This is a genomic window from Billgrantia kenyensis, from assembly GCF_013697085.1.
GTDB classification, from domain to species: domain Bacteria; phylum Pseudomonadota; class Gammaproteobacteria; order Pseudomonadales; family Halomonadaceae; genus Halomonas; species Halomonas kenyensis.
In genome coordinates this window covers 262,234-276,814 of the sequence record NZ_JACEFT010000002.1, presented here as the reverse complement: position 1 = coordinate 276,814, position 14,581 = coordinate 262,234, and the positions used below count along the sequence as shown (strand labels likewise).

At 63.8% G+C, this 14,581-nt stretch carries 16 protein-coding genes; 4 read left to right on the top strand and 12 right to left on the bottom strand.

Going from position 1 to position 14,581, the window contains the following annotated elements:
• The 3 genes from H1D44_RS21295 to H1D44_RS03835 all read left to right on the top strand — a co-directional run.
• Nucleotides 1-105 (top strand): hypothetical protein (locus H1D44_RS21295; RefSeq protein ID WP_181513519.1); only part of this gene is annotated, 105 nt, incomplete at its 5' end.
• Nucleotides 106-454: 349 nt separating this feature from the next.
• Nucleotides 455-1,138, top strand: a complete 684-nt coding sequence (locus H1D44_RS03840; protein ID WP_181513518.1) for a sulfite exporter TauE/SafE family protein — start codon at nt 455-457, stop codon at nt 1,136-1,138.
• A 23-nt stretch (nt 1,139-1,161) separates the two neighbouring features.
• Nucleotides 1,162-2,124, top strand: a complete 963-nt coding sequence (locus H1D44_RS03835) for a sigma-54 interaction domain-containing protein (RefSeq protein WP_181513517.1) — start codon at nt 1,162-1,164, stop codon at nt 2,122-2,124.
• Between the two features lie 68 nt (nt 2,125-2,192).
• On the opposite strand, the gene H1D44_RS03830 is transcribed toward H1D44_RS03835, so the two are convergent.
• From H1D44_RS03830 to H1D44_RS03785, 10 genes are all read right to left on the bottom strand, one after another.
• Entirely contained in the window at nt 2,193-2,621 is a 429-nt protein-coding gene (locus H1D44_RS03830) for a copper-binding protein (protein WP_181513516.1), read from the bottom strand.
• A gap of 68 nt (nt 2,622-2,689) precedes the next feature.
• Nucleotides 2,690-3,244: a hypothetical protein gene (locus tag H1D44_RS03825; protein ID WP_181513515.1), complete on the bottom strand. Its 555-nt coding sequence runs from the start codon at nt 3,242-3,244 to the stop codon at nt 2,690-2,692.
• A 42-nt stretch (nt 3,245-3,286) separates the two neighbouring features.
• Nucleotides 3,287-3,673 (bottom strand): cupredoxin domain-containing protein, encoded by a 387-nt coding sequence (locus H1D44_RS03820; protein WP_181513514.1) that lies wholly within the window; start codon nt 3,671-3,673, stop codon nt 3,287-3,289.
• Between the two features lie 29 nt (nt 3,674-3,702).
• Nucleotides 3,703-5,376: a NapC/NirT family cytochrome c gene (locus H1D44_RS03815; RefSeq protein ID WP_238984409.1), complete on the bottom strand. Its 1,674-nt coding sequence runs from the start codon at nt 5,374-5,376 to the stop codon at nt 3,703-3,705.
• Between the two features lie 165 nt (nt 5,377-5,541).
• Entirely contained in the window at nt 5,542-7,158 is a 1,617-nt protein-coding gene (locus H1D44_RS03810; RefSeq protein WP_181513513.1) for a cytochrome D1 domain-containing protein, read from the bottom strand.
• Between the two features lie 253 nt (nt 7,159-7,411).
• Nucleotides 7,412-8,179 (bottom strand): Crp/Fnr family transcriptional regulator, encoded by a 768-nt coding sequence (locus H1D44_RS03805; RefSeq protein ID WP_181513512.1) that lies wholly within the window; start codon nt 8,177-8,179, stop codon nt 7,412-7,414.
• Between the two features lie 31 nt (nt 8,180-8,210).
• The gene (gene ccmI, locus H1D44_RS03800) at nt 8,211-9,095 is read right to left on the bottom strand and encodes a c-type cytochrome biogenesis protein CcmI (RefSeq protein ID WP_181513511.1); all 885 of its coding nucleotides are present in this window, start codon (nt 9,093-9,095) and stop codon (nt 8,211-8,213) included.
• Nucleotides 9,095-9,583, bottom strand: coding sequence for a cytochrome c-type biogenesis protein (locus tag H1D44_RS03795; protein ID WP_181513510.1), 489 nt, complete (start codon nt 9,581-9,583; stop codon nt 9,095-9,097). Before H1D44_RS03795 ends, ccmI begins: the two co-directional genes overlap by 1 nt.
• Nucleotides 9,580-10,143 carry a DsbE family thiol:disulfide interchange protein gene (locus tag H1D44_RS03790; RefSeq protein WP_181513509.1) on the bottom strand — a complete coding sequence of 188 codons (564 nt, stop codon included), beginning with the start codon at nt 10,141-10,143 and terminating at the stop codon, nt 9,580-9,582. Before H1D44_RS03790 ends, H1D44_RS03795 begins: the two co-directional genes overlap by 4 nt.
• Nucleotides 10,140-12,146, bottom strand: coding sequence for a heme lyase CcmF/NrfE family subunit (locus tag H1D44_RS03785; protein WP_181513508.1), 2,007 nt, complete (start codon nt 12,144-12,146; stop codon nt 10,140-10,142). Before H1D44_RS03785 ends, H1D44_RS03790 begins: the two co-directional genes overlap by 4 nt.
• A 361-nt stretch (nt 12,147-12,507) precedes the next feature.
• On the opposite strand from H1D44_RS03785, the gene H1D44_RS03780 reads away from it, so the two are divergent.
• A complete protein-coding gene (locus H1D44_RS03780; RefSeq protein ID WP_181513538.1) occupies nt 12,508-13,029 on the top strand; it encodes a peptidylprolyl isomerase in 522 nt (173 codons plus the stop codon).
• A gap of 76 nt (nt 13,030-13,105) precedes the next feature.
• Here the strand turns inward: H1D44_RS03780 and H1D44_RS03775 are convergent, their stop codons facing one another.
• Entirely contained in the window at nt 13,106-13,483 is a 378-nt protein-coding gene (locus H1D44_RS03775; RefSeq protein ID WP_181513507.1) for a VanZ family protein, read from the bottom strand.
• Nucleotides 13,476-14,558 (bottom strand): uroporphyrinogen decarboxylase, encoded by a 1,083-nt coding sequence (gene hemE / locus H1D44_RS03770; RefSeq protein ID WP_181513537.1) that lies wholly within the window; start codon nt 14,556-14,558, stop codon nt 13,476-13,478. The genes H1D44_RS03775 and hemE overlap by 8 nt, the downstream gene beginning before the upstream one ends.
• Nucleotides 14,559-14,581 lie beyond the last annotated feature (23 nt).

Here is a 14,581-nt window from a genome sequence, read left to right as displayed (position 1 = left end):
AAGGCGCCGGAAGCGGTGGTCGAGAAGGAGCGCGGCAAGCTCAAGGAGTACCAGGCGGCCCGCGCCGTGCTGCTCGAGCAGCGTGACAAGATCGCCGCGCTTTGATTAGCGGCCCGAAACTGCACCGGGCGAACTCGGGAATGACGCCAATGCCTCGGGGCCCTACGCATACGCTAAAAAAACGGCCCCAAGCGGGGCCGTGATAATTGCTGCTCAATTACGAAACGGTACATCTTTCAAGCATTTTTTATGCCAGATTGACTCAACACCGCTTAAAGAAATGCACCTTATTGATTTGAAGGGGGTGTTTCCTGATTCTGCAAGGCCCTCCAGGCGACAGCCGTAACGTTCAATGCGTATGCTTGTGTCATCTGCCACGCCCGACATGTCAGATGACACAGCATGGTGAATCGCCACAAGCTGTTGCCTCAGCACATCAGGGGAGCAAGCCGTAATGCCGGCTGAGTGGTCCATCGCCTTTCTGCTGGGGCTGCTCAGCAGTACTCACTGCCTGGGCATGTGTGGTGGGATAGCCGGCGCCCTGACCTTCAGCCTCTCCCCCGAGGTGAGAGCGAGGCCACGCTGGTTGACGACCTTCAACCTGACCTACAACGCCGGGCGCATCAGCAGCTATCTCGTTGCCGGCGCATTGGTTGCCGGCAGCGCCGGAGTGCTGAGCAGCACTGTAGGCACTGCCAACCGCCCACTTATGGCAGTGTTGGGTGCGGCCTTTCTCATCGCGGTGGGGCTCTATATCGCCGGCTGGTTTCCGCGTTTCGCGCGTATTGAGGCGCTGGGGCGTCCGCTATGGCAGTACCTGGAGCCTATGGGGCGCCGGTTGCTGCCGGTACGCCGTCTCTATCAGGCCTACGGCTTCGGGCTAATATGGGGGTGGCTGCCCTGCGGGCTGGTCTATTCAGCGCTGCTCTACAGCCTGACCACGGAAGTCGCCTGGCGAGGTGCACTGTTCATGTTGTTTTTCGGCCTTGGAACCATGCCGATGCTGTTCACCGTGGGAGTCATGGCCAGCAGCACTGCGGCAAGGCTTCGCTCGCCGTTTGTGCGTAGGCTCGCCGGGCTGGTAATCATCATGCTGGCACCGGTGCCAACGATACTCACCCATTGGGGAGGCGCATGAAGAGGGATCAGATGAAGGAGGCAATGGCAAACCAAACCACACGCTTCGAGCTGGTCGGCGAATCTCCCGAGCTGCAGGCGGTCGTGCGCTCGGCGCGCCTGGTGGCTGCGACCGACGCCACGGTGCTGATTCTTGGTGAGAGCGGTACCGGCAAGGAGCTGCTGGCTCGCCTGGTGCACAAGAGTAGCCGTCGCGCCCAAGGCCCCTGGGTCACCCTGAACTGCGCAGCACTACCCGAGGACCTGATCGAATCCGAGCTTTTCGGCTACCAGCGGGGCGCTTTCACCGGCGCTCATGCCGATACGCCCGGCCGAGTCCAGCAGGCCCATGGCGGTACTCTATTTCTCGACGAGGTAGCTGAGCTTCCCCTGGCGGCCCAGGCCAAGCTACTGCGCTTTCTGGAATACGGCGAATGCCAAGCACTGGGAGCAGGAACCGTAGAGCAGGTCGATGTGCGCATCCTGGCCGCAACACATCAGGATCTCCGCACCCGGGTGGCAGAAGGCACTTTCCGCGAGGATCTTTTCTATCGCCTCCATGTCATTCCATTGGAGCTGCCACCGCTGCGTGTGCGTGATGGCGACCTACCGCTACTGGCACGGCGCTTCTGCGAGGAACTCGCATGTCGCCATGGCGTCGAGCCACCAACGTTTGCCTCCGACTTGATGCGTCGGCTGCTCGCCCATGACTGGCCAGGCAACGTCCGGGAGCTTCGCAACTTGATAGAGCGCTGCGTGGTACTGATGCATGGTCACACCATTGGAGCCGACGACCTCCCCGAAAACTGGCTTAATGCAGCGACACCCCGACAGAACAATGCGACATGGCAGCTGCCCGCCGGCGGAATGAGCCTCGACGCTCTGGAGGGCCAACTAATCCGCCAAGCACTGGAGCAAGCAGAGGGCAACCGCTCGCGTGCCGCCCGCCTGCTGGGACTGACCCGCGACACTTTACTCTATCGCATGAAGAAGCACGCCATCGCCTGACCTCCCCTACGACGGGGTGTCGCCTCGGTGGGCAACACCTCATCGCGCAAGCCGGTCCAGCGCAGGGCTCAGTAACCCACCGCCTCGCGCAGCTCGGCCGGCAGACTCAGCTCGGTACCCTCGGGCAGCGCTTCAAACTCCTTGGCGTACCAGCGCTGTCCGCCCTCGATGCGGCTGAACATCTGGAAGACTACCTTGTCACCCGGCTCAAAAGCGGACACAGCCTCCCCTTCGGGGAGTGCGAGATGCATGCGCATGGCCATCATCACTTCAGGGACCGCCTCGTGGGCTAGCGTCACCCGCCCTTCACTCTCATCATGGCCCAGAAAGATACCTCGCACCTCGAAGGGGCCCGCAGCGGTTTCAGATGTGGCGTGGGCATGGTCATGAGCGTGATCACCGCCATGCGCATGATGGGTGTGCTGCCCCTGGTCTGCGTGTAGCGTTATGCTGAAAATAGCGGCGGACATCAACGCCAACAAGGAGGTTCTTTTCATCAGTTGCATTCCTCAGCGGAAAAGCCGCCCCGGTGAGGACGGCTGGAAAGGATCATGGTCTGAAGCGTTCACTCGAATAGGCGGGTGTCGAGGTACTCCACCGAGAGGTAGTCGTCGAAAACCCAGAGGCGCACGAAGCGTCCACGCTCCTGGTTCTCGCTCTCGCCTCCGCCCCAGATCGCCAGGCCGTTCGGCTCCTCCGGCATGCCCTCCTTGAGCTGCTCGAACCACCACTCGGTCATCTCCTCGCCCCACGGTTCACCGTGCCGTGAAACCAGTTGCTCCTTCACGACCGCATGATCCTGCACATCGGGATGGAACGTGACAACCAGGGCCAGTTGATCGCCGCCTGCCGGGAAGACATAGCGCACATCGGTCACGGGCCCATCCGACACCCGGAGCTCACCGTCGATGATCAAATCATCATCGGGTGTTTCCTGCGTCTCGACATTCACCACATCATCGGTCTCGAGACGTGCCAGCACTTCCTCGGAAGACATCCCGAACTCGGCACTGCGATAGCCCGTGATGCCTTCCGCCGCTGCCACCGCACTTGTCGCGGTCAATACCAGCGCCGTCAATAGCCCGCCAACCAACGCCGCGGGTTGAGTGGTTATCGCCATGCGTACTCCTCTTGGGCCATCAGGCCCCGTCGCCAAGTGTTCTTACTCGTCAGCCACGACCCGGATCACCCCCACCATGCCCCGGTCCTGATGGGGCTGGCAGTAGTACTCGTAGGTGCCTTCCTCGTCGAACGTACGCTCCCAGCTCTCCTCGGGGAAGAGCCGTCCGGAAGCGATATCCTCCTCGGGGAAGTAGATGTCGTGATTGGAGCGGCGCTCGACGTTGACCCAACGCACCGTGGTGCCAACGCTCACCTCCAGCTCCTCGGGTTCGAAGCGGTTGCTGATCATCTCGATCTCGACCACGTTGTCGTTGTCGGCGCTGCTGCCCTGGTCGTTCTCGCTGCCGGCCTGGGCCATCCCGCTCATCAGCAGGGTGGCCAGCAGGCCGGCACCGAAGGTGGTCAGAAGCCATCTGTGCGTGTGCATCACTTCTTCCTCCTTGGGTGCCGGACGCATCAGCGGCTGATGCGCGTGGCGTTGATCTCCACCATGTCGTCGTCGAAATCACCGGGAATCTCGGCATCGAAGGCCAGGCCATACTGCCAGGAGACATGGTGGAAGCGCGAGGCGGCGTAGTCGTCGTGCAGCGCCACGTTGAAGCTGTACTTGCCGTCGGTGGAGAGCGGCTTGTCACCTTCCACGCCGGTGCGCAGGGCACGGGTCAGGTAGGCGGTCCAAACGCCATCCTCTTCCATGGCGGTGATAACCACTGCCTCGCTCTCGGAGAGGTGACGCTGTTCGAGGATATAGCCGCTCTCGGTCAGCTCGTTACCACTATTGTAACGAGCAATGTCGAGGTAGACGCCACCGCTCAGCAGTTCGGCGATCTCCGCCTCCTCCTTGAGCTTGTCCCAGCCACCGCGAGCGGCACCGCGACGACCGCGAATCTCGATCTCGCTGCGGCTCTCGCTGAGGTACTTGGTCACCCCGTTCATCAGCTCGAGACGCTCGGCCAGCTCGGACTCCGCCAGCGCTTCATCTTCCGGCGCGTCGGGCATGTAGGTGGAGTCGTGGTGACAGCTTGCCCAGCAGCCGCCGCGATCGGCCATGTCCACCCGGTCGTCGGCAAAGCTGACGGTCAGCTTCATGGGGTTGTCCGGATCCATGCGACCGCCATCGACGAAGGGCAGCGGGGCATGCTCGCCGGCCTCCCACTGGAAGCGCATGAACAGGTAGTCGTCGTCGAAGGAGGCCTGCGCGGTCATCGGGATGTGGCCGCGCTTGTCGCCCAGATCGAAGGTCTCGATCTTCTCGGCGTTGACCGCCATCTCGCCGATCTGCGCCTCTTCGCCCGCATGACACCACACGCAGCGGTCACCGAAGCTGAAGGCGCGGCCGCCGCCGTGCTCGCTGCCGTCCTGAATCCACTCGATGGAAGCCTGGCCAGGCAGGAACAGGGTCATGTCGAGCGCCGGAATATCGTCCCAATCCAGCGTCGAGGCGATGTCGCCTTCTGCTACCACGGCCTCGCCCAGCTCCTCGGCCTCCAGCGGCATCTCGGGCTCGCCACGCTCGGCCAGGTCGGTTTCGGGCTCGTCGTGCTCGAAGCGTGCAAGCCACACTTCGGACTCGTCCCAGTCTTCGGGCAGCTCATGGGCGATGCCCTGGTGGCACTCGATACAGGTCTGGCCCTGCTCGAAGGCGCGGGCATGCTCGCGGGCGGCACGTGGCGCCTGCTCCTCCAAGTCCATGGCCGACCAGTCGTGGCAGTTGCGACACTCACGCGAGTCGGTGCGCAGCATCGAACGCCAGACGTTCTCGGCCAGATGGAGGCGCTTGTCCTCGAACTTCTCCTTGGTGTTGATGGTTCCCAGCATCCAGTGCCACACCTCGCGGCTGGCCTCGATCTTGCGGATCATCTTGGGCCCCCAGTCATCCGGCACGTGGCAGTCCGAACAGGTGGCCCCCACGCCGGTAGGGTTCTGGTAGTGGGGGCGGTCCTTGTACTCCTCGTAGACCCAGGTCATCTCGTGGCACGCCGTACTGCAGAACTTCATGCTGTTGGTGGCTTCCATCACGGTATTGAAACCGCCCCAGAACAGGATACCGGCAACGAAGAACACCACGGCGGCACTCAACGATGCCCCCATGATGGTGATCTTGCGCCAGTTGCGTAGACGCTCCCCCATGATCAATCTCCCGAGTTTTTCATGACACCCGTTGCTTACTTAAGCCTGCCCTGCCGCCTTGTTGGGTTGTGGTGCCGGCCCCTTCTTCAACCGCTTCGCTTCGTGCCATCCCTTGAAGCAGCTGAAGAAGAGGCCGGAGCGCCATAGGCGCTCCGGCAGGTCGGCTTAGCCGCGCTTGTACTTTTCCTTGCGGTTGTAGACGTTGAACTTGCCGGTCGGCGTGTTCAGGTTCTCGACCCGGCCAATCTCTTCCATGGTTGCGTCGTCATAGATGATGATGGCGCCATCGTCCTGGTGGCCGCGACCGCGAGCCCAGATGGAGACCCACACCTCGGTACCGCTCTGGTCGTACTCGAAGTGCAGCGCCACGGCGTCATGCTCGCGGGGACGGTCGGCGACATGGATCGGAGTCAACTCGCGGGTCTCCTTGTCCATGACCATGACCCACTGGTTGACGTCGGCCTCCGGGTGCATCGACTGGTCGATCCAGACGTGCGGGGAGTCCGGATGGCTGCGCAGGAAGAGCCCCGGGCCGTCGGTCTCGACGGTGCCGCAGATCTCCCAGGCGTGGTCAGGATGGTTCTCGGGATCGGTACCCCAGAAGGTCACCAGGCCCTCGCCCAGGTGGGTGGTACCGGCCACCGGACCACACTCCGGATCGATCCAGTTGGCGCCCGGGCCCGGGTGCGGGATCTGACCGGTGTTGAGCATGCTGACCAGCTTGCGCTCCACGGTGTCGACGAACGCCATCTTGTGGCTGAAGTTGGCCGCGATCATGAAGTAGCGACCGGTGGAGTCGAAGAAGCCGTCGTGCAGGTACTCGGCGGACTGGATGTGGTCGATGCGCAGGTTGTCGATGTCGCTGTAGTCGACCTGCCAGATCTGTCCGGTTTCCTTGACGTTGACCAGGAAGCTGGGCGCATGGGGCGTGTCGTAGAGTGCCGCGACGCGAGCCTCGTGGACGTAGTTGCCCTCGGTGTCGTAACCACGGGTGGAGACGACCTTGAGCGGCTCCATGGTTTCAGCGTCGGCGATCACGAAATGCGGGGGCCAGTAACCGCCACCGATGACGTACTTGTCGGCCCACTCGCCATAGTGGGAGACCGCCACGTCGCGGGCGTCGATACCGATGAACACCTCGGCGGTCACCTGGGGCGGATCCATCCACAGGTCGATCTTCGACAGGCGTCCGTCACGCCCCTGGACGTACCAGAAGCGGCCATCGGAGCTCGACTTGGCCACGTGCACGGCGTAGCCGGTCTCGGCCTCGGTAACGAGCTCCTTGGTGTCGCCGTCGATGATGCCCATGGCGCCACGGTCACGCAGGATGGTGACCATGAAGTTTTCCCAGTTGCGGTCGTGCTGGGGCTCGTCCGGCCACTCCTCCTGCGGCACCACGATGGTCCAGGTGTCGCGGATGTCGGCCAGGGACATCTCCGGCGGCTCTTCCGGGGTCTGCTGGATGTACTTGGAGATCAGGGTGATCTCCTCTTCGTCCAGGATGCCGTCGAAGTTGTTCATGCCGCCTTCGGTGCCCAGGGCAATGATGCTCTCCAGGCGGCGCTGGCCCATCTCCTGAGTGTCCTCAGGCAGCAGGCCGGGGCCGGTGGCGCCCTTGCGCAGGGTGCCGTGGCAGCCGGCGCAGCGCTGGAAGTAGATGGCGCTGGCGCGCTCCATTTCCTCGGCGGTCATTTCCGGGGCCGCGGCCTGGGCGGTGCCCATCATCGCGGCCAGCGGGAAGCTCAGGGCAAAGATTCCCTTGGTCAATGCTCTCTTGTGCATATCGTGCCTCGCTTGGTTTCCCCTTCGGGTAGTGGCTGGCGGGCGCCGCTGCATGACCTTTCTTTTCCATCCCAAATGATCATGGCCAGCCCCCCCCACCTACGGGTTAGTAGAGCAGCTTTCACGTCGACCGAACTTGACCGCTGTCAATTGATGCATTCCAGAGTTGACTTATGTCAGTAGAGGGGTGAAGAAATGCCGATAGGCCAGCCAGACTGCACGATGGGCCGAGGCAAAGTGACGCAGCAGGCCGCTAACGGAGTGCCTGCAAGGACGACGCAAGACAGTTCTGGTTGGGTTTCTTACCCACCGCGGCGTCCTCCGGCGTGGCCTCGTCAGCATTGGCAAAGCGTCGCAGCGCCCTGAGATTCTCGACATGGACGCAGTTGCGCTCACAGCAGACGCCGACCTCCTTCAGCCGGGCCATGGCCCGGGAAAAGCTCTCTGGCTTCATCCCCAGGCGTCCAGCAATCAACAGCTTGTCGCAGGGCAGGCAAACGGTGGCCTGCTCGGCATCCTGCGGGCATAGCGAGACGATGAAGGCCGCCAGGCGCTGGTAGGTCGGCAGGTTGGTCAACTGGTCGAGCTGGCGCACCAGGTAACGCAGCATTCCCGAGAGATTGGCCAGCAGGTTGAGCGCCAGGCCGTGATTCTGCTCCAGGGTGGTGAGAAAATGATCGGCGGTGAACACCAGCAGCCGTGCATCTTCGGCCACCGCCGCATTGACCGGGTAGCCCAGCCGATCGAACATCGCCGCCTCGGCAAAGGACTCGCCCCGGGTGAACAGTCCCACCATGCACTCGTTGCCGTCGGGGCTTTCGCGGAACAGCTTGACCCAGCCGTCCAGCACCACGTAGAAGCGATCCGCGGGCTCGCCCACGCTGAACAGCAGGCTGCCACGGCGGTAGTTTCGCTCTTGGGCACCGTCGGTCAGCAGCGCCAGGGTTTCGTCCTCGAGCCCTGCGAAGAGGGGCACCTGACGAACGGCTTGCAGCGCCTCTCGGCTCAGCGGCGACTTCATGCGATTCTCCTTCATGATCGTCAGCTCCGGTTCAGCCTTCCGCGGTCACCTGGGACAGGTTGCCGCGAATCACTTCGGCTTCGGGTGAGCCCTCGGGCAGTATGCTCAGCAGGCGCTCCCAATAGCTGCGAGCGCTATCCATTTCCCCCTCCATGAAGGCTTGCGAGCCGGCCAGCCAAAGCCCCTGGGCATGGTAGGGGTCGACTTCAAGTGCCTGCTCGATCAATCGCAGCGGCTCTCCTGTCAAGCTGCCCTGGCGCTCGGCCATGACATCGGCATAGCGCGTCAGCAGATCGGGGTCGCGGTCGCCGCCATGGGCCAAGGCCTCACGGAAGGCGCGCTCGGCGGCTTCCAGATCCTCCAGGAACACCAGGGTCCGGCCCAGCAGCACCCAGCTCTCGAGGTCGTCCGGCTCCTGGGCCAGGCGCCCCTGGAGCTGTTGCGCCATCATTTCGAACTGGCGCCTCAACTCGGCCTCGGTAGCCGGGGTCGGCACGACTTCGGCCACTTCCTCCGAGGGTTGCTGAGTAGCGAAGACCTCGTCGGCATGCCCCACCGCGAGGTAGAGGCCGATCGCCATGAAGGGCAGCACGGCGATGCTGACGAACGCGGCAGCACCGGCTGCCCGCCGGGCACCTCGCCCTTCGTTGATCGGCTGCTCATCGGGATCGACGGCGCCGCTGTCGAGTAGCTCCCGCTCCAGGTCGGCCAGGGCCGTATCGTACTGGGCTCGAGTCAGGGTGCCCGACGCCAGGTCCTGCTCCAGTTCACGCACCCGGTCGCGATGGACACTGGCATTGATCGAACGCCGTGACGGCACCGTGTCACCCTGTGGCTCACGCAACAGCGGGTAGAGCACGAACGCCAGTGCCAGGATGCAGAGCAGCAGGGCAAAGAGTAGAAACAGTCCGTTCATCACATCCTCCGGGGGGAGCCGTCGTTGCGGAGCTGCTCGAGCTGGGCTCGCTCCTGCTCGGTGAAATCGGGGCGCTGCGGCATGCTGCGCCGCCCCACGATGATTCGCCACCAGGCAATGATGCCGCCAAACAGCAGCAGGAAGGGGCTGGCCCACAGCAGATAGGTGTTGGCTTGCAGCGGTGGCCGATAGCGCACGTAGTCGCCATAGCGCTGGACCATGAAATCGATGATGGCGTCGCCGTCATGGCCGGCGAGTGTCATCTCGTAGACCCGCCGACGCATGTCGGCGGCGAGCTCGGCGTTGGATTCATGGATGGTCTCGCTCTGGCACACCGTGCAGCGCAGCTCGCGCACCAGGCTGTCGTACTGACGCTGCTGGGCCTCACTTTCGAACTCGAGCGGCTGGCCAAGAGCGAGGGCCATGGCAAACCCTGCCACCAGCCATAGCGGCAATCCCAGCAGGCTGATCATCATAGGTCGCTTCATGACTGCGCTACCCTCCTCGCCTCGTTACGCTGCTGCTCGTCGCGCAGCTTCTCCACCAGCGGCAGCACCTCGTCGAGCAACAGCTGACGGGAGAGCGGCCCTATGCGCTTGTAGCGGATCACCCCATCGGCATCGAGCACGTAGGTTTCCGGCGTGGCATAGACGCCCCAGTCGATGCCGGCATCGCCACGCGGATCGAAGGCCACGGTCTGGTAGGGGTTGCCGCTGACGTCGAGGTAGCGCAGCGCCGCATCGCGCTCGTCGCGGTAATTGAAGGCGTGAATGGGGATACCGCCGCGGGCCAGCTCCATCAGCAGTGGCTTCTCGGAGCGGCAAGTGCTGCACCAGGTGGCCCAGACGTTGACCAGCGACACCTCACCAATGAAGTCCTGCTCGGTAACGATCCGCTGAGCATCTTCCAGCGCCTCGAGGCTGAAGGCAGGCGCCGGCTTGCCCACCAGCGGCGAAGGCAGGTCCCGCGAGTTCATGCCCAGGCCCACGAACAGCAAGCCGAGCAGGGCAGTCGCAGCTATCAGGGGGAGCAGCAAGCGCAGGTTCATGAGCTGGTCACCCCACTTGCTTGCCCAATGGCCAAATCACGCTCTTGCTGAGACTGGACCTCACGCCTTCTGGCCAGACGATAGCGCTTGTCGCAGGCCGCCAGCAGGCCGCCAAGGGAAAGCAGGATGGCGCCGGTCCACATCCAGAACATGTAGGGCTTGTAGTAGAGGCGGAAGCTCCAGGCGTCGCCCACCAGGCGTTCGCCCAGCGAGACGTAGACGTCACGGGTCGGCGCGCGATGCAGCGAAGCCTGGTGCATGGGATTCTGCGGCTGGGTGTCGTAGTAGCGACGCTGGGGCAGCAGCGTTGCTACCAGGCGGCCATTACGGTTGACCTCGACCACGGCCTGGTCGGCATCCCAGTTGGGCCCACGCACGCTTTCCATGCGCAGCAGGGTGAAATCGAAGCCCGCCGCCGAAGCGGTCTCGCCCGGCTGCATGCGCACGTCGCGCTCCACCTCGTAAGTGTTGACCATGGCGATGGCCACCACGATCAGTGCCAACCCCACGTGGGCCAGATGCATGCCCATGAAGCTCGGCCGCATGACCTTGCGCAGCCTCGCCGAAAGCGGCTGTCGCGACGACCCCATGCGCTTGTGGATATCCAGCAGGGCGGTGAGGATGATCCAGGTGGCCAGCATCAGCGACAGCGCCGTCAAGGGCCGCCAGGCCCCCATAGTCAGCGGCCACAGGCCGCCGGCCACGATGCTGACCACCAGCACCCAGCGCAGTTGGCGAAAGGTCTCGCCGGGATTCGCCTGCTTCCACATCACCGATGGACCGAGGCCGACCAGCAGCAACAGCGGCAGCATCAGCGGAGCGAACACGGCATCGAAATAGGGAGGGCCCACCGAGATCTTGCCCAGGCCGAAGGCATCCAGCGCCAGCGGGTATAGGGTACCGATGAAGACCGCGATACAGGCCACCGTCAGCAGCACGTTATTGGCCATCAGCAACGACTCGCGGGAGTACCAGGAAAAGCTGCCACCGAGGCCTACCTTGGGCGCTCGCCAGGCGTAGACGGTCAGCGAACCAAGCAGCGTTATGGTAAGCATGCCGAGGATGAAGACGCCGCGCTCCGGGTCGGTGGCGAAGGCGTGTACCGAGGTGATGACCCCCGAGCGCACGATGAAGGCCGCCAGCACGACCAGGGCGAAAGTGATGATCGCCAGCATCAAGGACCACACCTTGAAGCCACCGCGCTTCTCGGTCACTGCCAGGGAGTGGATCAGCGCCGTGGCGGTGAGCCAGGGCAGAAAGGAGGCGTTTTCCACCGGATCCCAGAACCACCAGCCGCCCCAGCCCAGCTCATAATAGGCCCACCAGGAGCCTACGGCTATGCCCAGGGAGAGGAAGACCCAGGCCACCGTGGTCCAGGGGCGCGACCAGCGCGCCCAGGCAGCGTCCAGCCGGCCGCCGAGCAGGGCGGCCATGGCAAAGGCGAAGACTACCGCCGTACCCACATAGCCCATGTAGAGCAGCGGCGGATGCAGGATCATGCCCGGATCCTGCAACAGCGGGTTCATGCCGCGTCCGTCCGAGGGGCCCGGCACGATGCGCTCGAACGGGTTGGAGGTCAAGACGGTGAAGGCGATGAAGCCCACGCAGACCATGCCCAGCACCGCCAGCACCCGGGCCAGCATCTCGCGAGGCAATGACTTGCTGTAGTAGGCCACCGCTGCGCCCCAGGCACCCAGGATGAAAATCCATAGCAACAACGAACCCTCGTGGCCGCCCCATACCGCGGTGATCTTGTAGATCATCGGCTGGCTGAGGCTGGAGTGGCTGGCGACGTAGCGCACCGTGAAGTCGCTGACCACGAAGGCCCAGATCAGCACCCCCAAGGAAAGCGTGAGGAAGACGAGCTGGCCGGTGGCCAGGAAGCGGCCGGTGCGCATCAGCCGAGCGTTGCCGGTCTGGGCACCGATCAAGGGCAAGATACTCTGGGCCACCGCCAGGCACAGTGCCAGGATAAGGGCAAAGTTTCCGAGTTCCGCCACCATTGGCTGACACCTCCCGCCTTCCCGGTGCCGATGGCTCGACGACCGGTCTCAGATTCACGTTCAAGACCGGGGCGAACAGGATGGAAACGGTGATTGGATGCCGCCTCGGTCGGGCATGTGAGAATGGTCGGACCAACACGGCAAAAAGACCATACCCAATACTTCTTTTCCCGGAGGGGTTGTGATCCATGTCAAACAAAAAGGCGTGGCTCGATGTCGCGCCCCGGTTCCAGCCGCCGAAAGCCTGACAGCGGACGCATCTGGACGTAAGCTAGGCGAAGCGTTTTCCCTGTCGCACCATCAGGAGTCCCCCGTGCTGAAGCGAACCCTGCTTTCCCTGCTTGCCGCCGCCAGCCTGCCGCTGGCCTCGGCCCATGCCAACGCCGCCGACGTCGTGCTGCACACCAACCACGGCTCCATCGGGATCGAGCTGTTCCAGGAGCAGGCCCCGGAGAGCGTCAACAACTTCCTCACCTACGTGCAGGATGGCCACTACGACGGCACCCTGTTCCATCGTGTGATCGACGGCTTCATGATCCAGGGCGGTGGCTTCGATCAGGACTTCCGCCAGAAGCCCACTCGGGCACCGATCGACAACGAGGCCGACAACGGCCTGCGCAACGAGCGTGGCACCCTGGCCATGGCCCGCACCGGCGATCCGCACTCGGCTACCGCGCAGTTCTTTATCAACGTCAACGACAACGCCTTCCTCGACCACCAGGGCACCCATTCCGGACAGGCCTGGGGCTATGCGGTATTCGGCCGCGTGGTGGAGGGCATGGACGTGGTCGATGCGATCAAGCGGGTGCCCACTGGCAGCCAGGGCCCGTTCCAGGACGTGCCCCGCGACCCGGTGATCATCGAGCGCGCCGAGTTGCAATAAATCGCTTCTCAGGCCGTAAACGACGACGCCCCGCTTTTGAGCGGGGCGTCGTCGTTGGGAAGCGCGAAGCTAGCGCCTAGCCGTGGCCCAGCAGGTAGCGCCGCACGGCAGCCAGTATCAGCACGGCAGTTCCTGCTCCCAGGGTGTTGGCGAGGATATCGGCCCAGTCGCCGCCGCTACGGCCGGGAACGGGGATCTGCAGGTACTCGATGAAGATGCCGAACAGCACCACGGCGATGAAGGTGCGCAGCAGGGGCAGTCCGGCCAGGCCGACCAGCCCCGCCAGGCCGGCATAGCCGACGAAGTGGTTGAATTTGTCCCACGGCAGGTTGCTGGGCATCTCGCTTCCCGGGGTCAGGCTTCCCACCGCGATGACCACGGCAGCCAGAACGGCCAGCACCGCCCACAGGCGGTGCCGGTCGTGCCAACGCTGGAGCCAGCCAGTGTCAGGCATTTTGGTGCTGGATGGCACGATGGTAACGCGGACTCAGCTCATGCAGCGCCTCCATGAAGGCGGTGACGTTGTCCGGGTTGGTGAACTGACTGATACCGTGGCCCAGGTTGAACACATGCCCCGGCCCTTCACCGTAGCTGTCGAGAATCCTGGCCACCTCGGCACGAATGGCCACCGGGCGCGCGAACAGCACGTTGGGGTCAAGATTACCCTGCAGTGCCACCTTGTGGCCCACCCGGGCGCGGGCATCGAACAGCTCGGTGGTCCAATCGAGGCCCACGGCATCCGGCCCCGCCAGGGCGATATCCTCGAGCCACTGGCCACCGTTCTTGGTGAACATGATCACCGGCACGCGACGACCGTCGTGCTCACGGATCAGTCCGGCGACGATCTGCTCCATGTAGCGCAGCGAGAACTCGAGATAGGCCGGGGTGGAGAGCACCCCGCCCCAGGTATCGAAAATCTGCACCGCCTGGGCCCCGGCGCGAATCTGCGCGTTGAGGTAGTCGGTCACCGCACTGGCCAGGGTATCGAGCAGGTCGTGCATCACGCTGGGCGTGTCGTAGAGCATGGTCTTCACATGACGGAAGTCCTTGCTCGAACTGCCCTCCACCATGTAGGTGGCGAGCGTCCAGGGGCTGCCGGAGAAGCCGATCAATGGCACCCGGCCATTAAGTTCGCGGCGAATGGTCGAGACCGCCCGCATCACATAGTCGAGGTCGCGCTCGGCATCGGGCGCGCTCAGGGCAGCCACGTCCTCGGCGGTGCGCACCGGCTTCCTGAACTTGGGCCCCTCGCCTGTCTCGAAATAGAGTCCCAGCCCCATGGCGTCGGGAATGGTCAGGATATCGGAGAACAGGATCGCGGCATCCAGCGGATAGCGCTCCAGCGGCTGCAACGTCACCTCGCAGGCCAGGTCATGGTTACGACACAGGTCCATGAAGTCGCCGGCTTCGGCGCGAGTGGCGCGGTACTCCGGCAGGTAGCGGCCGGCCTGGCGCATCATCCAGACCGGCGTGCGGTCTACCGGCTGGCGCATCAGGGCGCGCAGAAATCGATCGTTCTTGAGATCCATGCAGGCAGTCATCCACAGGAAAT

What these genes read in the sequence shown, in the direction of transcription:
- H1D44_RS03840 (WP_181513518.1), top strand. Translation starts at nt 455, where the DNA reads ATGCCGGCTGAGTGGTCCATCGCCTTTCTGCTGGGGCTGCTCAGCAGT.
- H1D44_RS03835 (WP_181513517.1), top strand. Translation starts at nt 1,162, where the DNA reads ATGGCAAACCAAACCACACGCTTCGAGCTGGTCGGCGAATCTCCCGAG.
- H1D44_RS03830 (WP_181513516.1), bottom strand. Translation starts at nt 2,621, where the DNA reads ATGAAAAGAACCTCCTTGTTGGCGTTGATGTCCGCCGCTATTTTCAGC.
- H1D44_RS03825 (WP_181513515.1), bottom strand. Translation starts at nt 3,244, where the DNA reads ATGGCGATAACCACTCAACCCGCGGCGTTGGTTGGCGGGCTATTGACG.
- H1D44_RS03820 (WP_181513514.1), bottom strand. Translation starts at nt 3,673, where the DNA reads ATGCACACGCACAGATGGCTTCTGACCACCTTCGGTGCCGGCCTGCTG.
- H1D44_RS03815 (WP_238984409.1), bottom strand. Translation starts at nt 5,376, where the DNA reads ATGGGGGAGCGTCTACGCAACTGGCGCAAGATCACCATCATGGGGGCA.
- H1D44_RS03810 (WP_181513513.1), bottom strand. Translation starts at nt 7,158, where the DNA reads ATGCACAAGAGAGCATTGACCAAGGGAATCTTTGCCCTGAGCTTCCCG.
- H1D44_RS03805 (WP_181513512.1), bottom strand. Translation starts at nt 8,179, where the DNA reads ATGAAGTCGCCGCTGAGCCGAGAGGCGCTGCAAGCCGTTCGTCAGGTG.
- ccmI (WP_181513511.1), bottom strand. Translation starts at nt 9,095, where the DNA reads ATGAACGGACTGTTTCTACTCTTTGCCCTGCTGCTCTGCATCCTGGCA.
- H1D44_RS03795 (WP_181513510.1), bottom strand. Translation starts at nt 9,583, where the DNA reads ATGAAGCGACCTATGATGATCAGCCTGCTGGGATTGCCGCTATGGCTG.
- H1D44_RS03790 (WP_181513509.1), bottom strand. Translation starts at nt 10,143, where the DNA reads ATGAACCTGCGCTTGCTGCTCCCCCTGATAGCTGCGACTGCCCTGCTC.
- H1D44_RS03785 (WP_181513508.1), bottom strand. Translation starts at nt 12,146, where the DNA reads ATGGTGGCGGAACTCGGAAACTTTGCCCTTATCCTGGCACTGTGCCTG.
- H1D44_RS03775 (WP_181513507.1), bottom strand. Translation starts at nt 13,483, where the DNA reads ATGCCTGACACTGGCTGGCTCCAGCGTTGGCACGACCGGCACCGCCTG.
- hemE (WP_181513537.1), bottom strand. Translation starts at nt 14,558, where the DNA reads ATGGATCTCAAGAACGATCGATTTCTGCGCGCCCTGATGCGCCAGCCG.